A 17,562-nucleotide genomic window follows, 5' to 3' on the forward strand; every position below is an offset into this window, starting at 1 on the left:
GTCATAAAATGTTTGGGACAGTAATGCACTGAGCTTATGATAATCATCAACAAGATGTTCGACTTTATCTATGTCAATATTAGCCAACATTTTTTCTCGAATTAATTCTTGTATAGTTAATGATACTTTCATTATTTACCCTATGCTTTTTAGTGTTGCTATTATTTTTTTTGCCCATATATAATTATCCATCGATGTATTTACTTTTATACCCAATGTGTTTTTTGCCAAAATATTTATTTTTGTTTTTTTTCTACCAAAATAATTAGGGTCATTCAATGACGATTTTGTGCTATTTATATAAGGTATGTGTATGTCAATAACTCGGCCTAATAATGATTGTATATCATTAGTATCTAACATATCTTTAGTTACAGGTCTGCTTTCGTTTAAGCAGATTATTAGTCGAATGGCTTGTCTATTATCTCTTTTAAATCGCTCATAGAGATTAATGAATTCTTTGGCAATTCTAACTGACATCATACTATTATCGAGCAATATAATAATGCAGTTAGATTGTTCAATGTAATCTGTTGTTCTTTCTTTCGATGTATTATGGATCGGCTGGTCGAAAATAATAAAATTATGTTTTTTATTTGTTTGGTTATCTATATCACTTAATTTTATCTCGTTACATAGCATAAGATCTAAATATTTATAATACTCAGTGATGCTAGTATTCATTTTTTTCTCTGTTACAAGATCAAGGTCTTGCGATCCTTGATTACCCTGCAACAATAATGTTGGAGATTTCTTTATTTGAGTAATTTCATATGCTAAATGATAACTGAGGAGCGTCGTGCCTATCCCACCTTTACAACCCAGTACGCTGATAAAAAAAGCTTTCCTTTCGGACTCGATCTGAATACCTTTAAGTAATAGCTGTGTCAGTTCAGCCGATTGTGACTGTATGTTTAAATATAATATTCCTCTGTCAGTAAACTGCTGTGCAATACTGATTGAATCAATATCTCCAACGAGTACACACCAACAATCTCGTGGTGTGTTATTTTTTATTAAATCTAATATTTTATCTATTTCTTTATCATTACCAATATCAATAATCACACCAATAGTTTGATCTGATAAATTAATTGATGATGAGTTGAAAATACTTTTATCTATTTCTTTGATATTATTCATATCAGCCAGTCGTATTTTTTCAGATACTTTCTCTACTAGCCATTTTCTTGAGGATATAATTGCAATAGTATCTTTTTCTTTTGTGTTTTTTCTATTGATTAAATCCTTATTTAGGATCAATTGCATATTTCACCTTTTATACTGGATTTTTTCCTATTAATATTAATTGCACATCCAACTTCATGATTTCTAACACGGCGATAATCATTAATACTGTAGTTACAAATTTTGTTTTTAATGTTAATTATGTCATTTTTGGATCTATTAATGATGTTTTTTGGGAGATGGTTATCTCTCATAAGACATAATGAGCGGTCACTATCACTAGGTTCGATCGTCAGAGCTGCATGGCCCAAGTTAGTAAATAATATAATGGTGCCTATTATGATTAATCTCATTTAATAAATCCCCCTTTACGCAGAAACTCTCTGGCAATCTTTTCTCTTTTTATTTCCTTGATAGAAGTAAAGTTAAAAAATCGTTCTAGCGTAGAGGTATGCATGAAATCAGGTAACTCTACTTCTTTTTCGGAGACTGGATTCACCAAATTTACAGTTGCTATCACCACCAATTCAGTTTGGCTTTGTTCTGTCTGCGCATTACGGAAAAATGCTCCTAATAGAGGGATATCACCAATCAGTGGAATTTTACTTAATGATTCTCTCTCCGTATTACTGATCAATCCCCCTAAAATGAAACTCTCTCCATCTCCCAGTTCTAGTGTTGTTGCAGCCCTACGTGTTCTTAATGAAGGATAGGAGTCTCCCCCCTTAATATTAAATGTTTTACCTATACTGCTAACTTCTTCATTTAAGGTAATGCGGATACGTTTTTTATCATTAACTTTGGCACCAATGTTTAATTTAATACCAAATTCTTTATAACTAACGTCTCTACTATTTTGTGTCGTACTGACAATCGGTATTTCGCCACCAACCAGAAAAGATGCACTTTCACCTGACAATACGGAGAGATTAGGTTCGGCTAAAACTCGAGCAATTGTGTCATCGTTAATAGCATGAACTAATGTACTGATCCCTTTTGCATTAAATCTAAAGAATTGGAAAGAACCCACAGAATCACCGATAGTATTCCAATTTATCCCAACATTTTCAGTAAAATCCTTTGTGACTTCAGCAATGGTGAGTTTGACATTCACCTGATTAGATTGTGGTAATTTTATTTTATTGATAATACCTAAATAATCAGCGCCATTAAGAGCCGAGTTATCACTCTCTCTTCTTTTGCTACCCACCGCTTCACCAACAATTGTAGCAATAGTATCTTTGGCATCCTCTGACCCTACTGTCCCTGTCAGAATATAGCTATCACCTATTTTGTTAATTTCTACATTACTTTCTGGATATTCAAGCTGCATTCTTTTATATGCAGAGTTAATGACATTATTGACAAAAATAGCAGATTTAATCATCGGTTTATTGGTGCTATTGAACAAGATAAACTCTGCCATTCCTTCTTTCTTTGCATAGACAATGATACTTTTTTTACCTACGAGTTCATAGTCAGCTATGGCTGAAGCAGAAACAAAAACAGTATCTATTTCATCTTGTGTATTAATAATGTATGACTCGCCAGTAGATAGATAAACTGATTTAGCATTCGCTCTATTGACTGCTGTTTGGAGAGCGATTATGAGGAATAAGAAAAGTAGTATATTCCCAGAAATATAGCTTAGCCGAAGTCTTCTCATCCTCTTAGCTCTCTTGTTGTCCGCAGTTTGGGGATAATGTCATATAAATTTGTTGATATTTTCTTACTATCATCATTTTTATAGTTAGGAGTCAGAAAAATATCACCTGTTTTTTCTACTATGTGTATCAGATCAAGTTCTTCTGTTTTTATTATTACGGCAATATAGCCTGTTAACATGTCTTCAGTCTTTTGATTATTGCTGTTTTTTTCTGATAATTCGTCGACGGAGTACTTTTTTATTCTTACTATTTTCATATTAGGGATGATTTTATTGAGTGAGTAGCTCTGTGTTTTCCTATCACTCATACTTTTTGTATCAACAATGGTGCCATATTCCATCCCTTTGCTTTTATTGGTTTCAAGAATTCTCAATTGGAAAGAGATCTCATCACCTGCACTCAATGCATCAAATAAGTAATCATCTTGTTGTTTAATAAAAAACTTATAAATAACATGGCCTTTCTGTAAGCTCAGATGATTAAATTCCTCACTCTCGGGTGAGGCTAACATGTCTTTAGTGATGTAGGAGCCACTAAGAGTATTCATTTTTAATAAATAGCTATCAATATTAGGGTTTTCAGATATGTCATTTTTTATTAATTCGCTTGATTCTGGGACAATTATTTTTTTTATAACATATTTGGTATGAGTCAATAGAGTCCCTGAGGGTAAATCACGAGTGGCTTGCGCCAATATAATAGTGACCTCTTTTTCTTTGCTTGGTGTAGTAAGGTTACCCATTATTTTTTTATCATCTTCAGAGCCCATCAGTAAGCCAGTAAGACCTATGGCAATAATAAGAAGCGAAGATAATAAAAGAAGTTTACGATTCACTATAATAACCTTATATTGTTATGGGAATACTTCGGTCCCTATTTAAGACAAAAGGGATACTAAAAAACCACTGGAAATTGCAACAGCGTAAGGTACACCTCTCTGTTGAATATCAGTACGGTTGATTAGCATACCTATTATCATGACGACTCCGCCCATAATTGCAGTATAGAGAATAAAATTGAGTGATTGTTCTGCGTTCAGCGAAAACAGTAATGCGGTTATTAATTTTACATCGCCACCACCGATAAGTTTGAAATGAAAAGTAATATAACCGATAAATAATGCCAATAGAGGTATGGTCAAACCTACCCGATGGTATATGATAAAACTCAAAACTAATGAGTTGATGGCCACAGTAATTACAAGCTTATTGCTAATGATACGATGGCGAATATCGCTATAGCAGATTAACAGTAATTGAAAAACTAACAATGTGATTAGTGATATTTGTAATATATTCAACACTCCTTCTGAGAATAATATGATTAAGATGGCAATTTAAAGTTGCCATCTTAATGTCAACAGAATTTAAATCACTTAGCCATCGTTGCCAGGTGCCGCTGCAGTCACGGTATCTTTGGCTGATGCCACTAAATCAGTGACCAGAGTGGTTAATGGGCCTTTAGCTGCGGTAATAAGGATACCTGCCAATGCAATAATCATAACGTATTCAATAATAGAACCGCGATTATCCTTCATAAACTCTTGTGCATTAACTTGTGCTGTTACGTAGCCTTTAGTGATTAAGTTCATCATAATTTATTTTCCTTGTTAAATGTATTGGGATTCTTCCCGATATTTAAATTAAGTACAGAGCAGGTATCTTGCTACTACTTTCTATCTCGCTACTACCCGAATTGATATTGTTATATTCGCCTCGTTCGTAGTGGCAGCTATTAAATGCCTTTCTGGGTGATAAATCCTTTTTGTTACCCTTATTTGGCCTCTTTAAATTACATTCATTTTAGTAAGAGTATTAAAGGTTTGGTTTATCCCCACTGAATAAGATAATAATGATTAAGACTGAGAGAAATGAAAGCCAGCATAAAGAGAAAAAAGCGAGTAAAGATATCAATTTTTTCCAGCCATTGCTTTGCAAGAAACTTTGTTTGTCGTGTGCTGGAGGAATCTGTGGTGCGATACTCTCTGCCGGGAAAGAGAGTGTGGTTATCTGGGAAGTATCAGGAAGTGCTGTTATATGCTGAATATCGTCATTATTTTGCTGTTCGTCAGAATATTCGCCAACTGTCACTTGGCTTACCGAGCCAGTATAACGGACGCCTTTTCGGGGAATTGTATGAATAAGAGATTCTTTCAGCCCTACCTGAAGAAATGCCTTACGCAGCATATAGAGTTGTCCATAATAACTGCTTTCACTGACAGCCCCGCGCTGTTCTTTCCATACTTGGTTGATAATCTGTTCTTTTTCAGTGACTCCGTTAAGTAACAGTTGCAAAAATCTCAGATTATTTTCAGTTAACATTACCACTGAACCACCAGGGCCATTTAAACAGCGTTGTGCGGGAGAAAATAGCACTGTTCCTTCTAATTTAAACACAATCTCATTTGTCTCCATATTGGCGGCTACCTATCCTGTGTAAGGTGTATATTTATTTTTTGAGTATTTTAAGATCTTGGGTAACTCAGACTTACGCTAAGTGAATGTTTCTCTTTGATGTTGTGTGCATTGAAAGTGTCATTACGCATGTAATAGTGATTGTCAGGGTTATAAATCCGCTGTTTTTCTGTGCTTATTTTAATCCTCAAACTTCTTAAATAACTACGCGGCGTATTCTTGCATGATGCAATTGAGCTTAACAAGCAGGTATTTAGCCTGAGTATGTCATTTGCTATTATTACTTATCATCATTTCTTATTTGTTTATTATTTTATCTTTGTCATAGGATTATACTATTCTTCCGTTTTTTTGATTATTTTCATGCTTTTTAATTTTAATATATTAAATATAATATTTTTCCGGCATATGGGAAGATAATTTCGATAAAAAATGAAACAGTGATAAGTTGAGCCGGAGCTGGAGTAAACTGTATTGCTCTTAGTGATGTAATCGCCTGAGGTAAAGTGAGGCCCTTATGACCATGGATCTATTTTCTCAATTACCCAATGAGCCTTGGGTTGAAGAATTAGCCCCAGGCGCCCTGGTTTTGCATCATTTTGTATCAGAACAGGCCCCGTCATTATTAGCAGAAGTTGCCGCCATTACCGCTGTTGCTCCCTTTCGGCATTTGATTACCCCGGGCGGTTATCGGATGTCAGTGGCTATGAGTAATTGCGGTTCAGTGGGGTGGGTTAGTGATGCTCGAGGTTATCGCTACAGCCCAATTGATCCGTTAACAGATATGCGCTGGCCTGCGATGCCCGAAAGTTTTATGGCGCTGGCGGTTTCTGCTGCACGGCAAGCCGGTTTTCTGCATTTTCAACCCAATGCCTGTTTGATAAACCGCTATGATGTGGGGGCTAAATTATCTTTGCATCAAGATAAAGATGAGCTGGATTTACGCCAGCCGATTGTCTCAATATCACTGGGGTTGCCCGCTGTATTCCAATTTGGTGGGGCATCCCGTGAAGCTAAATGCCAGAAAGTTTTATTGAGTGAAGGGGATGTGGTGGTGTGGGGCGGGCCGTCTCGTTTGAATTATCACGGTATATTGCCAGTAAAAGCAGGTTTTTCTCCCCGTGCAGGAGCATATCGGATTAATTTGACCTTTCGATATACTGGGCGCGCTGAGAAGTTATGAGGTATCAATAAGACAGCCCTGAGTCCAATAAGACAAAACTCAGGGCTATGAGATGCTTATGAAGGTTTATTGCTGTTTGTTATCTTTTTTATGCAGCAACATATACACTGCCGGAATAACCAGCATTGAAAGCAATGGTGCACTCACCATCCCGCCGATCATCGGGGCGGCAATTCGCTGCATAACTTCCGAACCCGTACCGCCGCCCCACATAATAGGTAGCAAGCCAGCCATGATAGTTGCCACCGTCATCGCTTTTGGTCGCACTCGCAGTACTGCACCTTCGTGAATGGCCGCACTCATTTCATTGGCCGTCATGGGGAAACCGGGCCGTTGATGTTTTTTCACCGCCTGATTCAGATACAGCACCATGATCACGCCGAACTCGGCAGCCACCCCCGCCAGCGCGATAAAGCCCACGGCGGCGGCAACGGAAAAGTTATAGCCCAATCCATAGAGCAACCAGACTCCGCCAATCAGCGCGAAAGGCAGCGTCGCCATGATCAAAGCGGCATCCCGGACGCTGCTGAAAGTGACATACAACAACACGAAAATGATAGTGAGAGTGACCGGCAGAACAATTTTCAATTTCGCGGTTGCCCGCTCCAGATATTCAAATTGCCCAGACCAACTGAGTGAGACGCCCTCCGGCAGTTTGACTTGTTCAGCAACGGCCTGTTGCATATCCGTGACCGCTGATTTCAAATCCCGCCCACGTAAATCGACATAAACCCAATCAGATAAACGCGCATTTTCACTTTTCAGCATTGGCGGGCCTTCTGTCACTTTAATATCCGCCAGTTCGGATAACGCCACCTGCCCGCCACTGGCCGTGACGACCGGTAAATCACGCAATTTTTGCAGCGAATCGCGGATTTCCCGCGGATAACGCAGATTGATTGGATAGCGCTCACGGCCTTCAATGGTTTCGCCAATGTTTTGCCCGCCAATCACGGTTTCCACCAGCGATTGCAACTCTTTGACTGAAACACCGTAGCGAGCGGCCCGCTTGCGGTCGATATCAATATCGATATAGCGGCCACCCGCCAGCCGTTCGGACAGCGCCGAAGTGACGCCCGGCACTTTGCGCACCACCTGCTCAATTTGCTGTGCAACTTGCTCAATTTGCTGCACATTCTTGCCATTTACTTTGATCCCCACTGGGCTTTTGATCCCGGTCGACAGCATGTCTAGCCGATTGCGGATCGGCGGTACCCACAGATTAGCAATGCCGGGGACATTAACAGTGGCATCCAGTTCCTCGATCAATTTGTCCATGGTCATGCCGGGCCGCCATTGATCCTTCGGCTTAAAGCGAATGGTGGTTTCGATCATGGTGAGCGGGGCGGGATCTGTGGCGGTTTCTGCCCGCCCAGCTTTGCCAAAGACGGTATCCACTTCCGGCACTGTTTTGATTAATCGGTCTGTTTGTTGCAGTAAATGGCTGGCTTCCCGCACCGAAATACCCGGCAGGGTCGAGGGCATATACAGTAAATCGCCCTCATCCAAAGCGGGCATAAACTCGCTACCTAAGCGGCTTAGCGGGTATAGCGTTGCCAGCAATAGCATGCCCGCAATGGTCAATGTGGTTTTTGGCCGCGCCAGCACGGCGGTTAACACTGGTTGATAAAGGGCAATGAGCCAGCGGTTAATGGGGTTGGCATTTTCGTCAGGAATTTTTCCGCGAATAAAATAGCCCATTAATACCGGCACTAAGGTGATGGCTAAGCCAGCAGAAACCGCCATGGCATAGGTTTTGGTAAAGGCCAGTGGGGAAAACATCCGCCCCTCCTGCGCCTGTAAGGTAAATACTGGGATGAATGACAAAGTAATGATCAATAAGCTGCAAAACAGCGCCGGGCCGACTTCAATCGCCGCCTGTTCTGAAATGCGCCAGTAATCCTGGTTAACTGGCGTTTGTCCGGGATTTTCCCGCCGCCATTGTTCCAATACTTTGTGCATGTTTTCGATCATGACGATCGCCGCATCCACCATGGCACCAATGGCGATGGCGATGCCGCCCAATGACATGATATTGGCATTAACCCCCTGATAATGCATAACAATAAATGCACCGAGGATACCCAGCGGCAGGGTGATAATCGCCACCAGCGCTGAGCGGAAGTGGAACAGAAACAGTGAGCAGATAACCGCGACCACTAAAAACTCTTCCAACAACTTAAATGACAAGCTGTCGATGGCCTGAGTAATCAGATGCGAGCGGTCATAAACCGGCACAATTTCGACGCCAGCGGGCAAACTGAGCTGAATCCGTTGCAGTTTTTCTTTCACGCCATTGATGGTTTCCAGCGCATTTTTGCCGTAGCGCATCACGATGATGCCGCCAGCCACTTCGCCTTCGCCGTTCAGTTCAGCTACGCCGCGCCGCATTTCTGGCCCCATGCGCACCGTGGCAACATCGGACAGTAAAATCGGAATCCCCTCACGGGTGGTTATCACGATATTTCGGAAATCATCCAGCGTTTTCAGGTAGCCGCTAGCGCGCACCATATATTCGGCGGCCCCCATTTCCAGCACGGAACCGCCACCCTCCTGATTACTGTCGGCAATGGCGCTGGCGATTGGCTGATGAGAAAGATTCAGCGCCCGCATTCTTTCCGGGTCAAGCACCACCTGATATTGGCGCACCATGCCGCCGACACTGGCGACTTCCGAGACATTGGGCACGGTTTTCAGCTCAAACTTCAGTGTCCAATCCTGTAATGCGCGCAAATCGGCCAGGCTATGTTTGCCGGTTCTATCAATTAATGCATATTCATAAATCCAGCCGACACCGGTGGCATCCGGCCCCAATGAGGCTTTGGCCTCGGCTGGCAGGGTGGATTGCACCTGGCTGAGGTACTCCAGCACCCTTGAGCGCGCCCAGTAAGGATCTGTGCCGTCATCAAATAATACATAAACGTAAGCATCGCCAAACATAGAAAAGCCACGCACAGTTTTAGCGCCGGGCACCGACAGCATGGTGGTGGTGAGCGGGTAAGTGACTTGATCCTCCACCACTTGCGGGGCTTTGCCGGGGTAACTGACGCGGATGATCACTTGTGTGTCCGACAGATCCGGTAGCGCGTCCAGCGGGGTTTGTTGCAGTGACCAAACTCCCCAGGCAGCCATCATCACCGCACCGAGCAGCACCAACAGCCGGTTACGCAACGACCAACGGATAATGGCAGCAATCATAAGTGGCTCCCATGGATATCCGTGCTGTTATTGGCTTTTACCGGCTGGATCTGGCGGATCTGCGCGCCTTGTTCATTCAGCGTAAAGGTAAAATTGACTTCACTGCCGACGCGGATATCCGGTGATAATTTGCCCGGTGGTAGCAGGAAATCCATGGTCATCGCGCCCCATTTCAAGGCGGCTATCGGGCCGTGAGATAAGGTAATTGTTGCGCCATTAATGGCGTTGACTTCCCCTTGTACCGAGTAAATATCGGCTGGCACTTGCACAGTGTTTTCCACGGCAGGCGCTCCGGTTTCTGGGGTCTCTGCCATCTGCGGCAGGGCACTTTGCAAACTGGCCTCGGAATCAATCAGGAATTGGCCCGACGTCACCACTTGCTGGCCATTGCTCAGCCCGGATTTAATTTCTACCCAACCGTCCTGAGTTTGCCCGGCACTGACTTCAATTGGCTTAAAGTGACCATTTCCTTCCGCCAGCAACAGGGTGTTGCGGTTGCCCGTCATCAATAAAGCTTCCTGTGGAATAGCCAACACCGGCTCAAGTGCGGCGGTTTGTGCCGACTGCACATTCAGGTACATCCCCGGTTTGAGCTTTTGTTGCGGGTTTTCCACGGTGATGCGCGCTTTTAAGGTGCGGGTCGTGAGATCCATATTGGGCAATAACTCACTGACTTTGCCGTGGAAGCTTTCACCCGGCCAACTGGCGGTGGTCGCGGCAATTTCACTGCCGATCGTGACTAAACTGGCTTGTGATTGCGGATAATCCACCAGGATCCACACCTGATCGAGGCTGGCTAATTCGAACAGTGATTGGGTCGCCGTCACTTGCGAACCGGCGCGGATATCCAGTTTATTAACATAGCCATTGGCCGGGGATCGCAGAGTCACTCGCGTTTGTGGCTGACCACTTTTTTCTACACTGCGAATCACCTCTTCTGGCATGAATTGCAGTTGTAGCCGCTGGCGGGCGGCGGCGGTCAATGCGCTGTCACCTAATTGGCGAATAGCCAGATACTCTTGCTGGGCGGCACTCCAATCGGGCACCCATAATTGTGCCAATGGTTGATTTTTCGTGACCGGCTGCTGATTGGCGCGCACATATAATTGCTCGATGATGCCATTTGCTCGCGCCGCAATCACTTGCACACTGCGCTCGTCTGTCGCCACGGTGCCGTAGCCGGTAAGGCGATAGTTGAGTGCGCGCATTTCTGCCGTCGCGGTGCGCACCCCCAGATTTTGCTGTTGGCGGGCGCTGATTGTCACGCCGCCATCTTCTACGGTTTCACCGGCATAGCGCGGCACCAGTTCCATATCCATAAAGGGGGATTTTCCCGGTTTGTCGAAGCGCTGTCCGGGGGACATTGGGTCATACCAATAAAGCACTTTGCGGCTGCTTTCGGCAGTGACGTCAGAGTTGGCGGTGGCGGCTGGCGTAGAATCTGCTGCCGGTTTTCCGAGTAGATAACCGCCAAGGCCACTGATAACGGCGATGGCCACTAAAGTCAGACTAAATAGCTTTTTCATCGCGCGCTCTCCTGCGGGGTCAGATAACGGATGGCTGCCCAGGTGCGGGCTAATTCTCTGGCGGCATTGCTGGCATTGAGCTGGCTGTCGAGCAGGGCGCGCCTTGCTTCCAACACGCTGCTCAAATCGCTTTTATTGGCCTGATACTGCGCCATAATCAAGTTAACTCGCTGTTTTTGCAGCGGTAAAACCTCGTCAGTTTGCCGTTGCCATAACTGTTGGGTAGCTTGATATTGCGCCAATAAGGTGTCGAGCTGCGCCCGATGGTCACGGGTCAGCAATGTGAGTTGGTCGTTAGCTTCCATGGATCGCGAGACGTCGGCGGCATAGTCTTTATCCTGACGTTGTGAGCGGAACAGCGGCAAATCGACAGTGACCATGACACCCGCCATATCCTCATATTCTTCGGCGCGTTTGGCGTAATACACTTCAATACCGACATCGGGCGTGGCCGCAATGGCGGATTGTGCCGAACGCGCTTTGGCGACTTCCGCTTCGCGGCTGGCAAGCAATATTTCCGGATGCTGGTTGATAGCATCGCGCAATACGGTGATATCTGCTGGCAGGCGGGAGAACTTGGGCAATATGCCACTGACGTGCTGAACTTCAATACCGGTCAATTGGGTGAGCTGGGTTTGTGCCAAAGCCACATCGCGCTGTGCGGTGGTTAATCTGTCCTGCATGGCGGAGAGGGTCAGGCGCGCATCCAAAACACTGCTGGGTAACGCGCCACCACTGGCAACGCCCGCCCGTTGCAGCGCCACCTGTTTTTCGCTTTCCAGCACTAAAATCCTGGCATCCGTCACGGCTTGCTCAGTGAGTGCCAAATCCAGCCAGGCTTGTGCGGTTTCCTTTTGTAGCCGGGTGCGAATGGTTTCGCTGCCCGCCGCGGTTTTACGGGCTTCGGCGCTGAGAGTATCGGCCTTTCTTTGCCGCTTATCGCTACTGACATAATCCTGCATGATGCCAATCCGCTGCATGGTCATGCCCTCGCGGGTAAAGCGGCGGCCATTGTTGCCGCCGACCGGCAGGTTTTCAATGCCGAATTTCAATTTAGGATCAGGCAGTTGGGTGGCGGAAATGGCCATGTTTTCTAGTGCATTAACCTGGTGCTGATTGGCCGATAGCTCGGCGGAATAGCGCTCAGCAGAAACCAGCGCTTGTTCCAGAGTGATGTCTGCCGCATAGCTCGTGGTACTTGTCGCATAGCTCGTGGCGGGTAAACTGAATGCGGCGGCTAGCAGCAGGTGGGCCAATCCTATCCGCAAGGCAGCGGTGGGCCGCCCCTGCCGAGGGTGATTCGAGTGATTCATGATGGCTCCCGCCTTACGGCTGTTGCGCTGAAATGGCGGTGAGCAGATAGCCCTGTTCAGTCTGGCGGAAGCTGAATGCGACTTGCGTGCCGACCGGGAGCGGGGCGGCAACCCGATTATTCGGCAGGTCGAATGTCATGGTCATCGGCGGCCAGTTTAGCGCCGGAATGGCGCTGTGGGCGATGGAAACGCTGTGGGTATTCCAGGTTTTTATTTGCCCGCGAGAATGGTAGCTATTGGCGTCTGTGGCAGTGGTTTCAGCCATCATAGCCCCATGATTATGGGACATCGGCAGGTTGTCGGCCATCGACGGAGTGGTGGCAAACAGCGGCGCAGAGAAAAGAATAACCGCAAAAAATAATGCACTAATAGTGGCGGATACAGCATTAAATAAGGAACTCATGGAATAACTCCAAAATAGAATTAGCACAACACACCGCGGAAAAGCGGCCTGAAAAATGTGGTTAACTCGGTCTGGATCTATTCTCTAAATCGGCAGAAAACAATTTCGGTGGGTGGCCCGACAATGGGCGGCATATGCCAGTCGAGGCGATGAACACCGGGAGCTTGTTGGACATCCGCCAGCACTAACTCAGTGTGAGTTGGCAATGCTGCCAACACCAGCATCCCGCTGTCAGACTGAACTGAATCGGGGAGACAGTGTTTTTCACACAGGGAATTTTGCGCCGGGCCATGGGACATTTCCATCGCCGACAACATTTGTTGCATCGGGTCTGATTGCAAATGCCCTTGATGCTGGCTAAAGACCGGCGAGTTGGCAGGGGCGATATCGCACTGATGACCGGCTATCGCCAGTTGGGTATTCAGGAAAAACCAGCAGGTCACCAGCAGCATACCGCACAGGCGCTTTTTACAGGCGCGCGTTCGGTGCATAAGCTGTGATATTCCCTTAAATGCTGGCATTTTTACCTTGAGTCAGTGGTGTGATGAAATGATGCTGTCCGCGAGTATAGGATTATCTCACTGTTTTTAGAATGGTTTTGGCCGGTTACACGGAATAAAGCAAAAGGTTTCTGAAATGTTATTCGGCTGAATTTGTTCAATTTGTTGTTAAAATCACAGCAGTAAGAGGGCGAAAATTTACTTTTCTTTAAGCAATTCTTATTCCGTTAAGATAAAAAAAACGGGTTAGAATAAAAAACGCGCCAGTATGGGCCACCGGCGCGACTGAAAATGAAAACTTACCAGGAATAACTGACGGTTGCGGTAGCGACACGGCCACTGCCATAGAAACAGGCCGCCATTTGTGCGCAACTGGCAACATATTCTTTGTTGAATAGGTTGTTGACGTTAACCTGCAAACTGGTGCCTTTCATGGCGGGCAGTGCTTGCCCCAGTTCATAGCGCATCATCCAGTCATATAGCGTCACCGCCGGAACTTTAAAGCTGTTTTTCCCATCACCCCAACTGGTGCCGATATAGCGCACGCCGACGCCGGTGGACAAGCCGTCCACCACACCTTTATCAAAGCTATACATTCCCCATAATGAGGCCGAATGATTGGGGGTCCGTGACGGCATTTTGCCTAATTCAGCGGCGTTCTTGGTTTCACGCACTTTGCCTTTTGTGTAGGTATAAGCGGCGATCAAGTTGATATTATCGTTAATCTCGCTGTTTAATTGTGTTTCGATTCCCTGAGATTGGACTTCACCAATGGGAACACTGTAGGCCAGCACTGAGTCGTATTGGCTGATATTTTTCTGACGTAAATCATACAGTGCGGTGGTCAGTAGGGTGCTACTGCCCGGAGGCTGATATTTAACGCCTAATTCGACCTGACGTGCTGTTACGGGGTCTAGTGCGCCCGAACCAGGAGCGCCTTTGGCAGTGCTAGGTTCAAATGAGGTGCTGTAGCTGACATAGGGCGAGATACCAGAATCAAAGGCATACAACACACCGCCACGACCGGTAAATGCTTTATCGTCTTGCTGGTCTTGCGTGACGCTTTTACGGTTCATGGTTTTTAACTGCGACCAGTCATAGCGCCCTGACAGCAGGAAATTCCACTTATCTAATTCAATTTGATCTTGTAAATAAATCCCGACCTGATCAAGTTTGGTCAAATCACTGCTATTGAGCGACAGGTCACTGTCTTTAATATTCAGGCCATAAGCCGGTGATACCCAATCTAAATTGTAGGCTGGCAGCACTTTACCCATATAGAACCGGCTATCAATACGGGTGCGTTTATAATCTAACCCGGTCAGCACCGTGTGATTTAACTGTCCCGTCCAGAAATCGGCTTGCAACTGGTTGTCGACTGCAAACTCGGCTGTTACCTGGCGTTCGATTTGCGGGCGGCGGGTCATTGTGCGGTTATCTGCCAGTAAATCCATAAAGACCAAATATTTGTAATCTTGCTTGTTGTAGCTGTAACGCAGATTTTGGCGGAATTTAAAAGTGTCATTGATGTAATGCTCAAGGGCATATCCGACCGAGGTTTGCTCGCGTTCAGATTGATCAAATGACGGGTCACTGACGTTAAAATCGTAAGGTATTTTGCCGTAGGGGGTACCAAACACCGTGCCAATTGCCGGTAGGAAGTTACGCGAGCCAGCTTTGGGTTCTTTCTGATAGCTGGTCAGCAAGGTAAAAGTGGTGTCTTCGTTCGGGATAAAGGTCAATGCCGGGGCAATAGCAAAACGCTCCTGCTTATAGGTATTAACCGCATCATCCTGTGTTCTGCCAATCCCATTAAGGCGATAGAGAACTTTACCCTCATCATCCAACACTCCGCCAAAATCAAAGGCAGCTTCTGCCAGGCTATTATTACCTGCCCCGACCTGCACTTTATGAATACTTTCGGCTGTCGGGCGTTTGCTGACCATATTGATCAGGCCGCCTGGGTTGACCTGGCCATACAGCACCGAGGCTGGGCCACGGACCACTTCAACGCGCTCCAGCATCCACGGATCAATTTGTCCGCCGCGCCGTGCGCCACCCAGTGAGTTGTAGCTTAATCCATCGAGAAAACGCGGCGCGTAGCCGAAACCACGAATGATAACTTCATCATTCATGTTGGAACCACCGCGATATTCCGGCACCACACCGGCGGTATAACGCAATGCTTGTGCCACGGAAGTTGCACCTTGCTCCTGCATTTGCTGGCGGGTAATCACGGAAATGGATTGTGGAGTGCGGATCAGTGGGGTATCAGTTTTGGTGCCGGTTGAACTATTTTTAGCAACAAAACCATCATCTTGTTGCCCGCTACCTGCTTTGGCAACCACCACTAATTTATCTTCTTTTGTCGCTGTGGCCTCTTTCGCCGTGGTCGCCGCGAAAGCTTGTAGAGCCGGTATTAATATAAGTGCAGAGGTTAATAAGGTTTTTGATGCGTAGCTTGCCCGGAATAGCAATTTCCCTGGCATCTTCTTGCCTGAAATATCAAACATGATTTATCCCTACCTGGAAAAACAATAATGAAACGTGCTGGAGTCCATCCGGCCTTATACCCTTCATCTTGAAATCTATTGGGTTTATTTATTAGCCGGTATGGTGATAATAAAACTTTCTGCCCATTCAATTCCTTCTCGGCACCGCAGAACGCCCTTACTCACATTGCGGGAATAAGGTGGCACTCAAGAATGAACGTGCGCCATGGTATTGCAAATACTAATTATTCTCAATATTATTTGTATTCGTATAATAATTGCAAATATATTTAACTTGGCCGGACATACATTGGTTTGATGTGTGGTGAATGAAGAGACTTGGGCAATGAAATCAAAAGGATTGAGTGTGAGCACGACAAATGAACATCTTGATAGCCAGAGTTTGTTAGCCGACCCTCTGGCTGGCAGTGAGTCATGGTGGCAGCAGATTGCACTGCGGGGAACACCGCTGGTGGAGCCAGTCACCGCGGGCAAAGTGAAGCTGACATTCCTCTGGCGGGAGCCGCCCGCCAAGGCGGGGAGCGCTGTTTATAGCCGTGTCTATATTGATGTTAACGGCGTGACTGATCACCACAGTCCCACTCCTGAAACTCTACAGCGCTTGGGCCAGAGCAATGTTTGGTATTGGCAGGCTGAAGTGGAATCTGATTTCCGCGGCAGCTACAGTTTTATTCCTGTGGTTGAAGAACAGGGTTTGAATTTACCTGAGGGGACACCACAAGAGCGCCGTCAGGCGCAGCGCAATTGGTGGATCTCACTGATGGATTTAGCTGAAAACGATCCGTTCAATCCTACCGCTCCCCATTACAGCTATCGCGGGAAACCACTTTCGGCGGTGCATTTAGCCGATGCTTTGCCCCAGACGGCCTGGCAACCCATTGATGCGGGCCAAAAACTCCCAATGGACCCAAAACGGCTGCAACTGATTAGCTGGAATAGCCAGTGGCTCGGTAATAGCCGCAATGTGTGGATTTACCACACACTCGGTGCCGAAGATAAAGCTGAGCGGCCGCTGGCTATCTTACTCGATGGTCAATATTGGGCGCATGGACAATCGATTTTTGGTGTGCTGGACAGAGAAACTGACGCCGGGCACCTACCTGCCAGTGTGTATGTTTTGATCGACATTATCGACCAACCTCATCGCGCTGTGGAATTACCCTGCAATCAGGATTTCTGGCAAGCGCTGCAAACGGAGTTACTGCCACAAGTGGCCTTGCTGCAACCTTTCACTGACCAAGCCTCTCGCACCCTGGTCGCCGGACAGAGTTTTGGCGGGCTAGCTTCGCTCTATGCCGGATTACATTGGCCGCAGCGTTTTGGTTGTGTGCTGAGTCAGTCAGGTTCCTTTTGGTGGCCAGATGTCGACAATTTCACCGCACTGACTGCCGGAACTGCCGAGCGGCAGGGCTGGCTGACCGAGCAGGTTTATCAAGGTGTGGGCGCTGGCCATCCATTGGATATTTTTATGGAGGCGGGCCGCCGTGAAGATGTGATTTATCAAGTCAATGAGGCCATGAGTGAAGCACTGCGGCAGGCTGGGCATCGGCTGCATTACCGAGTGTATTCAGGGGGCCACGATTCCTTGTGCTGGCGTGGCGGCTTGATTGATGGATTGCACTGTTTATTCGGTTCCTCAGATTCAAAATAAGGATAT

General features: G+C 46.1%; 14 protein-coding genes and 1 pseudogene. 2 read left to right on the forward strand and 13 right to left on the reverse strand.

The window, feature by feature from the left end; all coding sequences use genetic code 11:
• The 7 genes and pseudogenes from FTA91_RS12520 to FTA91_RS12550 all read right to left on the reverse strand — a co-directional run.
• Positions 1-132 (reverse strand): annotated as a pseudogene (locus FTA91_RS12520) (CpaF family protein); the annotation flags it as partial.
• A 3-nt stretch (positions 133-135) separates the two neighbouring features.
• The gene (locus tag FTA91_RS12525) at positions 136-1,269 is read right to left on the reverse strand and encodes a pilus assembly protein CpaE (protein ID WP_050112299.1); all 1,134 of its coding nucleotides are present in this window, start codon (positions 1,267-1,269) and stop codon (positions 136-138) included.
• Positions 1,270-1,537: 268 nt separating this feature from the next.
• Positions 1,538-2,854, reverse strand: coding sequence for a type II and III secretion system protein family protein (locus FTA91_RS12530; RefSeq protein WP_050112301.1), 1,317 nt, complete (start codon positions 2,852-2,854; stop codon positions 1,538-1,540).
• On the reverse strand, positions 2,851-3,690 hold the full coding sequence (locus FTA91_RS12535; protein ID WP_145534801.1) for a tight adherance operon protein: 840 nt from the start codon (positions 3,688-3,690) through the stop codon (positions 2,851-2,853). The genes FTA91_RS12530 and FTA91_RS12535 overlap by 4 nt, the downstream gene beginning before the upstream one ends.
• A 42-nt stretch (positions 3,691-3,732) precedes the next feature.
• Positions 3,733-4,155, reverse strand: a complete 423-nt coding sequence (locus FTA91_RS12540; protein ID WP_050112303.1) for an A24 family peptidase — start codon at positions 4,153-4,155, stop codon at positions 3,733-3,735.
• 75 nt (positions 4,156-4,230) lie between these two features.
• On the reverse strand, positions 4,231-4,449 hold the full coding sequence (locus tag FTA91_RS12545; RefSeq protein WP_050112304.1) for a hypothetical protein: 219 nt from the start codon (positions 4,447-4,449) through the stop codon (positions 4,231-4,233).
• A 220-nt stretch (positions 4,450-4,669) separates the two neighbouring features.
• The gene (locus FTA91_RS12550; RefSeq protein WP_050112305.1) at positions 4,670-5,269 is read right to left on the reverse strand and encodes a winged helix-turn-helix domain-containing protein; all 600 of its coding nucleotides are present in this window, start codon (positions 5,267-5,269) and stop codon (positions 4,670-4,672) included.
• A 517-nt stretch (positions 5,270-5,786) separates the two neighbouring features.
• Between FTA91_RS12550 and alkB the strand changes: the two genes are divergently transcribed.
• Entirely contained in the window at positions 5,787-6,452 is a 666-nt protein-coding gene (alkB, locus tag FTA91_RS12555; protein ID WP_050112306.1) for a DNA oxidative demethylase AlkB, read from the forward strand.
• 66 nt (positions 6,453-6,518) lie between these two features.
• Here alkB and FTA91_RS12560 read toward each other — a convergent pair whose 3' ends face one another.
• The 6 genes from FTA91_RS12560 to FTA91_RS12585 all read right to left on the reverse strand — a co-directional run bounded on the left by FTA91_RS12560 (position 6,519) and on the right by FTA91_RS12585 (position 15,905).
• The gene (locus tag FTA91_RS12560; RefSeq protein WP_050112307.1) at positions 6,519-9,650 is read right to left on the reverse strand and encodes an efflux RND transporter permease subunit; all 3,132 of its coding nucleotides are present in this window, start codon (positions 9,648-9,650) and stop codon (positions 6,519-6,521) included.
• The gene (locus FTA91_RS12565; protein ID WP_145583430.1) at positions 9,647-11,176 is read right to left on the reverse strand and encodes an efflux RND transporter periplasmic adaptor subunit; all 1,530 of its coding nucleotides are present in this window, start codon (positions 11,174-11,176) and stop codon (positions 9,647-9,649) included. Before FTA91_RS12565 ends, FTA91_RS12560 begins: the two co-directional genes overlap by 4 nt.
• Positions 11,173-12,489, reverse strand: a complete 1,317-nt coding sequence (locus FTA91_RS12570; RefSeq protein ID WP_050112309.1) for a TolC family protein — start codon at positions 12,487-12,489, stop codon at positions 11,173-11,175. Before FTA91_RS12570 ends, FTA91_RS12565 begins: the two co-directional genes overlap by 4 nt.
• A 13-nt stretch (positions 12,490-12,502) precedes the next feature.
• The gene (locus FTA91_RS12575) at positions 12,503-12,892 is read right to left on the reverse strand and encodes a copper-binding protein (RefSeq protein WP_145583433.1); all 390 of its coding nucleotides are present in this window, start codon (positions 12,890-12,892) and stop codon (positions 12,503-12,505) included.
• Positions 12,893-12,969: 77 nt separating this feature from the next.
• Entirely contained in the window at positions 12,970-13,383 is a 414-nt protein-coding gene (locus FTA91_RS12580; protein WP_050112311.1) for a hypothetical protein, read from the reverse strand.
• A 308-nt stretch (positions 13,384-13,691) separates the two neighbouring features.
• Positions 13,692-15,905, reverse strand: coding sequence for a TonB-dependent siderophore receptor (locus FTA91_RS12585; RefSeq protein ID WP_050112312.1), 2,214 nt, complete (start codon positions 15,903-15,905; stop codon positions 13,692-13,694).
• Positions 15,906-16,251: 346 nt separating this feature from the next.
• On the opposite strand from FTA91_RS12585, the gene fes reads away from it, so the two are divergent.
• On the forward strand, positions 16,252-17,556 hold the full coding sequence (fes, locus tag FTA91_RS12590) for an enterochelin esterase (protein WP_145534818.1): 1,305 nt from the start codon (positions 16,252-16,254) through the stop codon (positions 17,554-17,556).
• Positions 17,557-17,562: the final 6 nt, after the last annotated feature.

Origin of the sequence: Yersinia thracica, assembly GCF_902170565.1 — a bacterium.
GTDB lineage: Bacteria > Pseudomonadota > Gammaproteobacteria > Enterobacterales > Enterobacteriaceae > Yersinia > Yersinia thracica.

Excerpts from the sequence above, each read along its gene's own strand:
- FTA91_RS12585 (WP_050112312.1), bottom strand. The coding sequence starts at position 15,905 with ATGTTTGATATTTCAGGCAAGAAGATGCCAGGGAAATTGCTATTCCGG.
- FTA91_RS12580 (WP_050112311.1), bottom strand. The coding sequence starts at position 13,383 with ATGCACCGAACGCGCGCCTGTAAAAAGCGCCTGTGCGGTATGCTGCTG.
- FTA91_RS12550 (WP_050112305.1), bottom strand. The coding sequence starts at position 5,269 with ATGGAGACAAATGAGATTGTGTTTAAATTAGAAGGAACAGTGCTATTT.
- FTA91_RS12570 (WP_050112309.1), bottom strand. The coding sequence starts at position 12,489 with ATGAATCACTCGAATCACCCTCGGCAGGGGCGGCCCACCGCTGCCTTG.
- FTA91_RS12545 (WP_050112304.1), bottom strand. The coding sequence starts at position 4,449 with ATGATGAACTTAATCACTAAAGGCTACGTAACAGCACAAGTTAATGCA.
- FTA91_RS12565 (WP_145583430.1), bottom strand. The coding sequence starts at position 11,176 with ATGAAAAAGCTATTTAGTCTGACTTTAGTGGCCATCGCCGTTATCAGT.
- alkB (WP_050112306.1), top strand. The coding sequence starts at position 5,787 with ATGACCATGGATCTATTTTCTCAATTACCCAATGAGCCTTGGGTTGAA.
- FTA91_RS12560 (WP_050112307.1), bottom strand. The coding sequence starts at position 9,650 with ATGATTGCTGCCATTATCCGTTGGTCGTTGCGTAACCGGCTGTTGGTG.
- FTA91_RS12530 (WP_050112301.1), bottom strand. The coding sequence starts at position 2,854 with ATGAGAAGACTTCGGCTAAGCTATATTTCTGGGAATATACTACTTTTC.
- FTA91_RS12525 (WP_050112299.1), bottom strand. The coding sequence starts at position 1,269 with ATGCAATTGATCCTAAATAAGGATTTAATCAATAGAAAAAACACAAAA.
- FTA91_RS12575 (WP_145583433.1), bottom strand. The coding sequence starts at position 12,892 with ATGAGTTCCTTATTTAATGCTGTATCCGCCACTATTAGTGCATTATTT.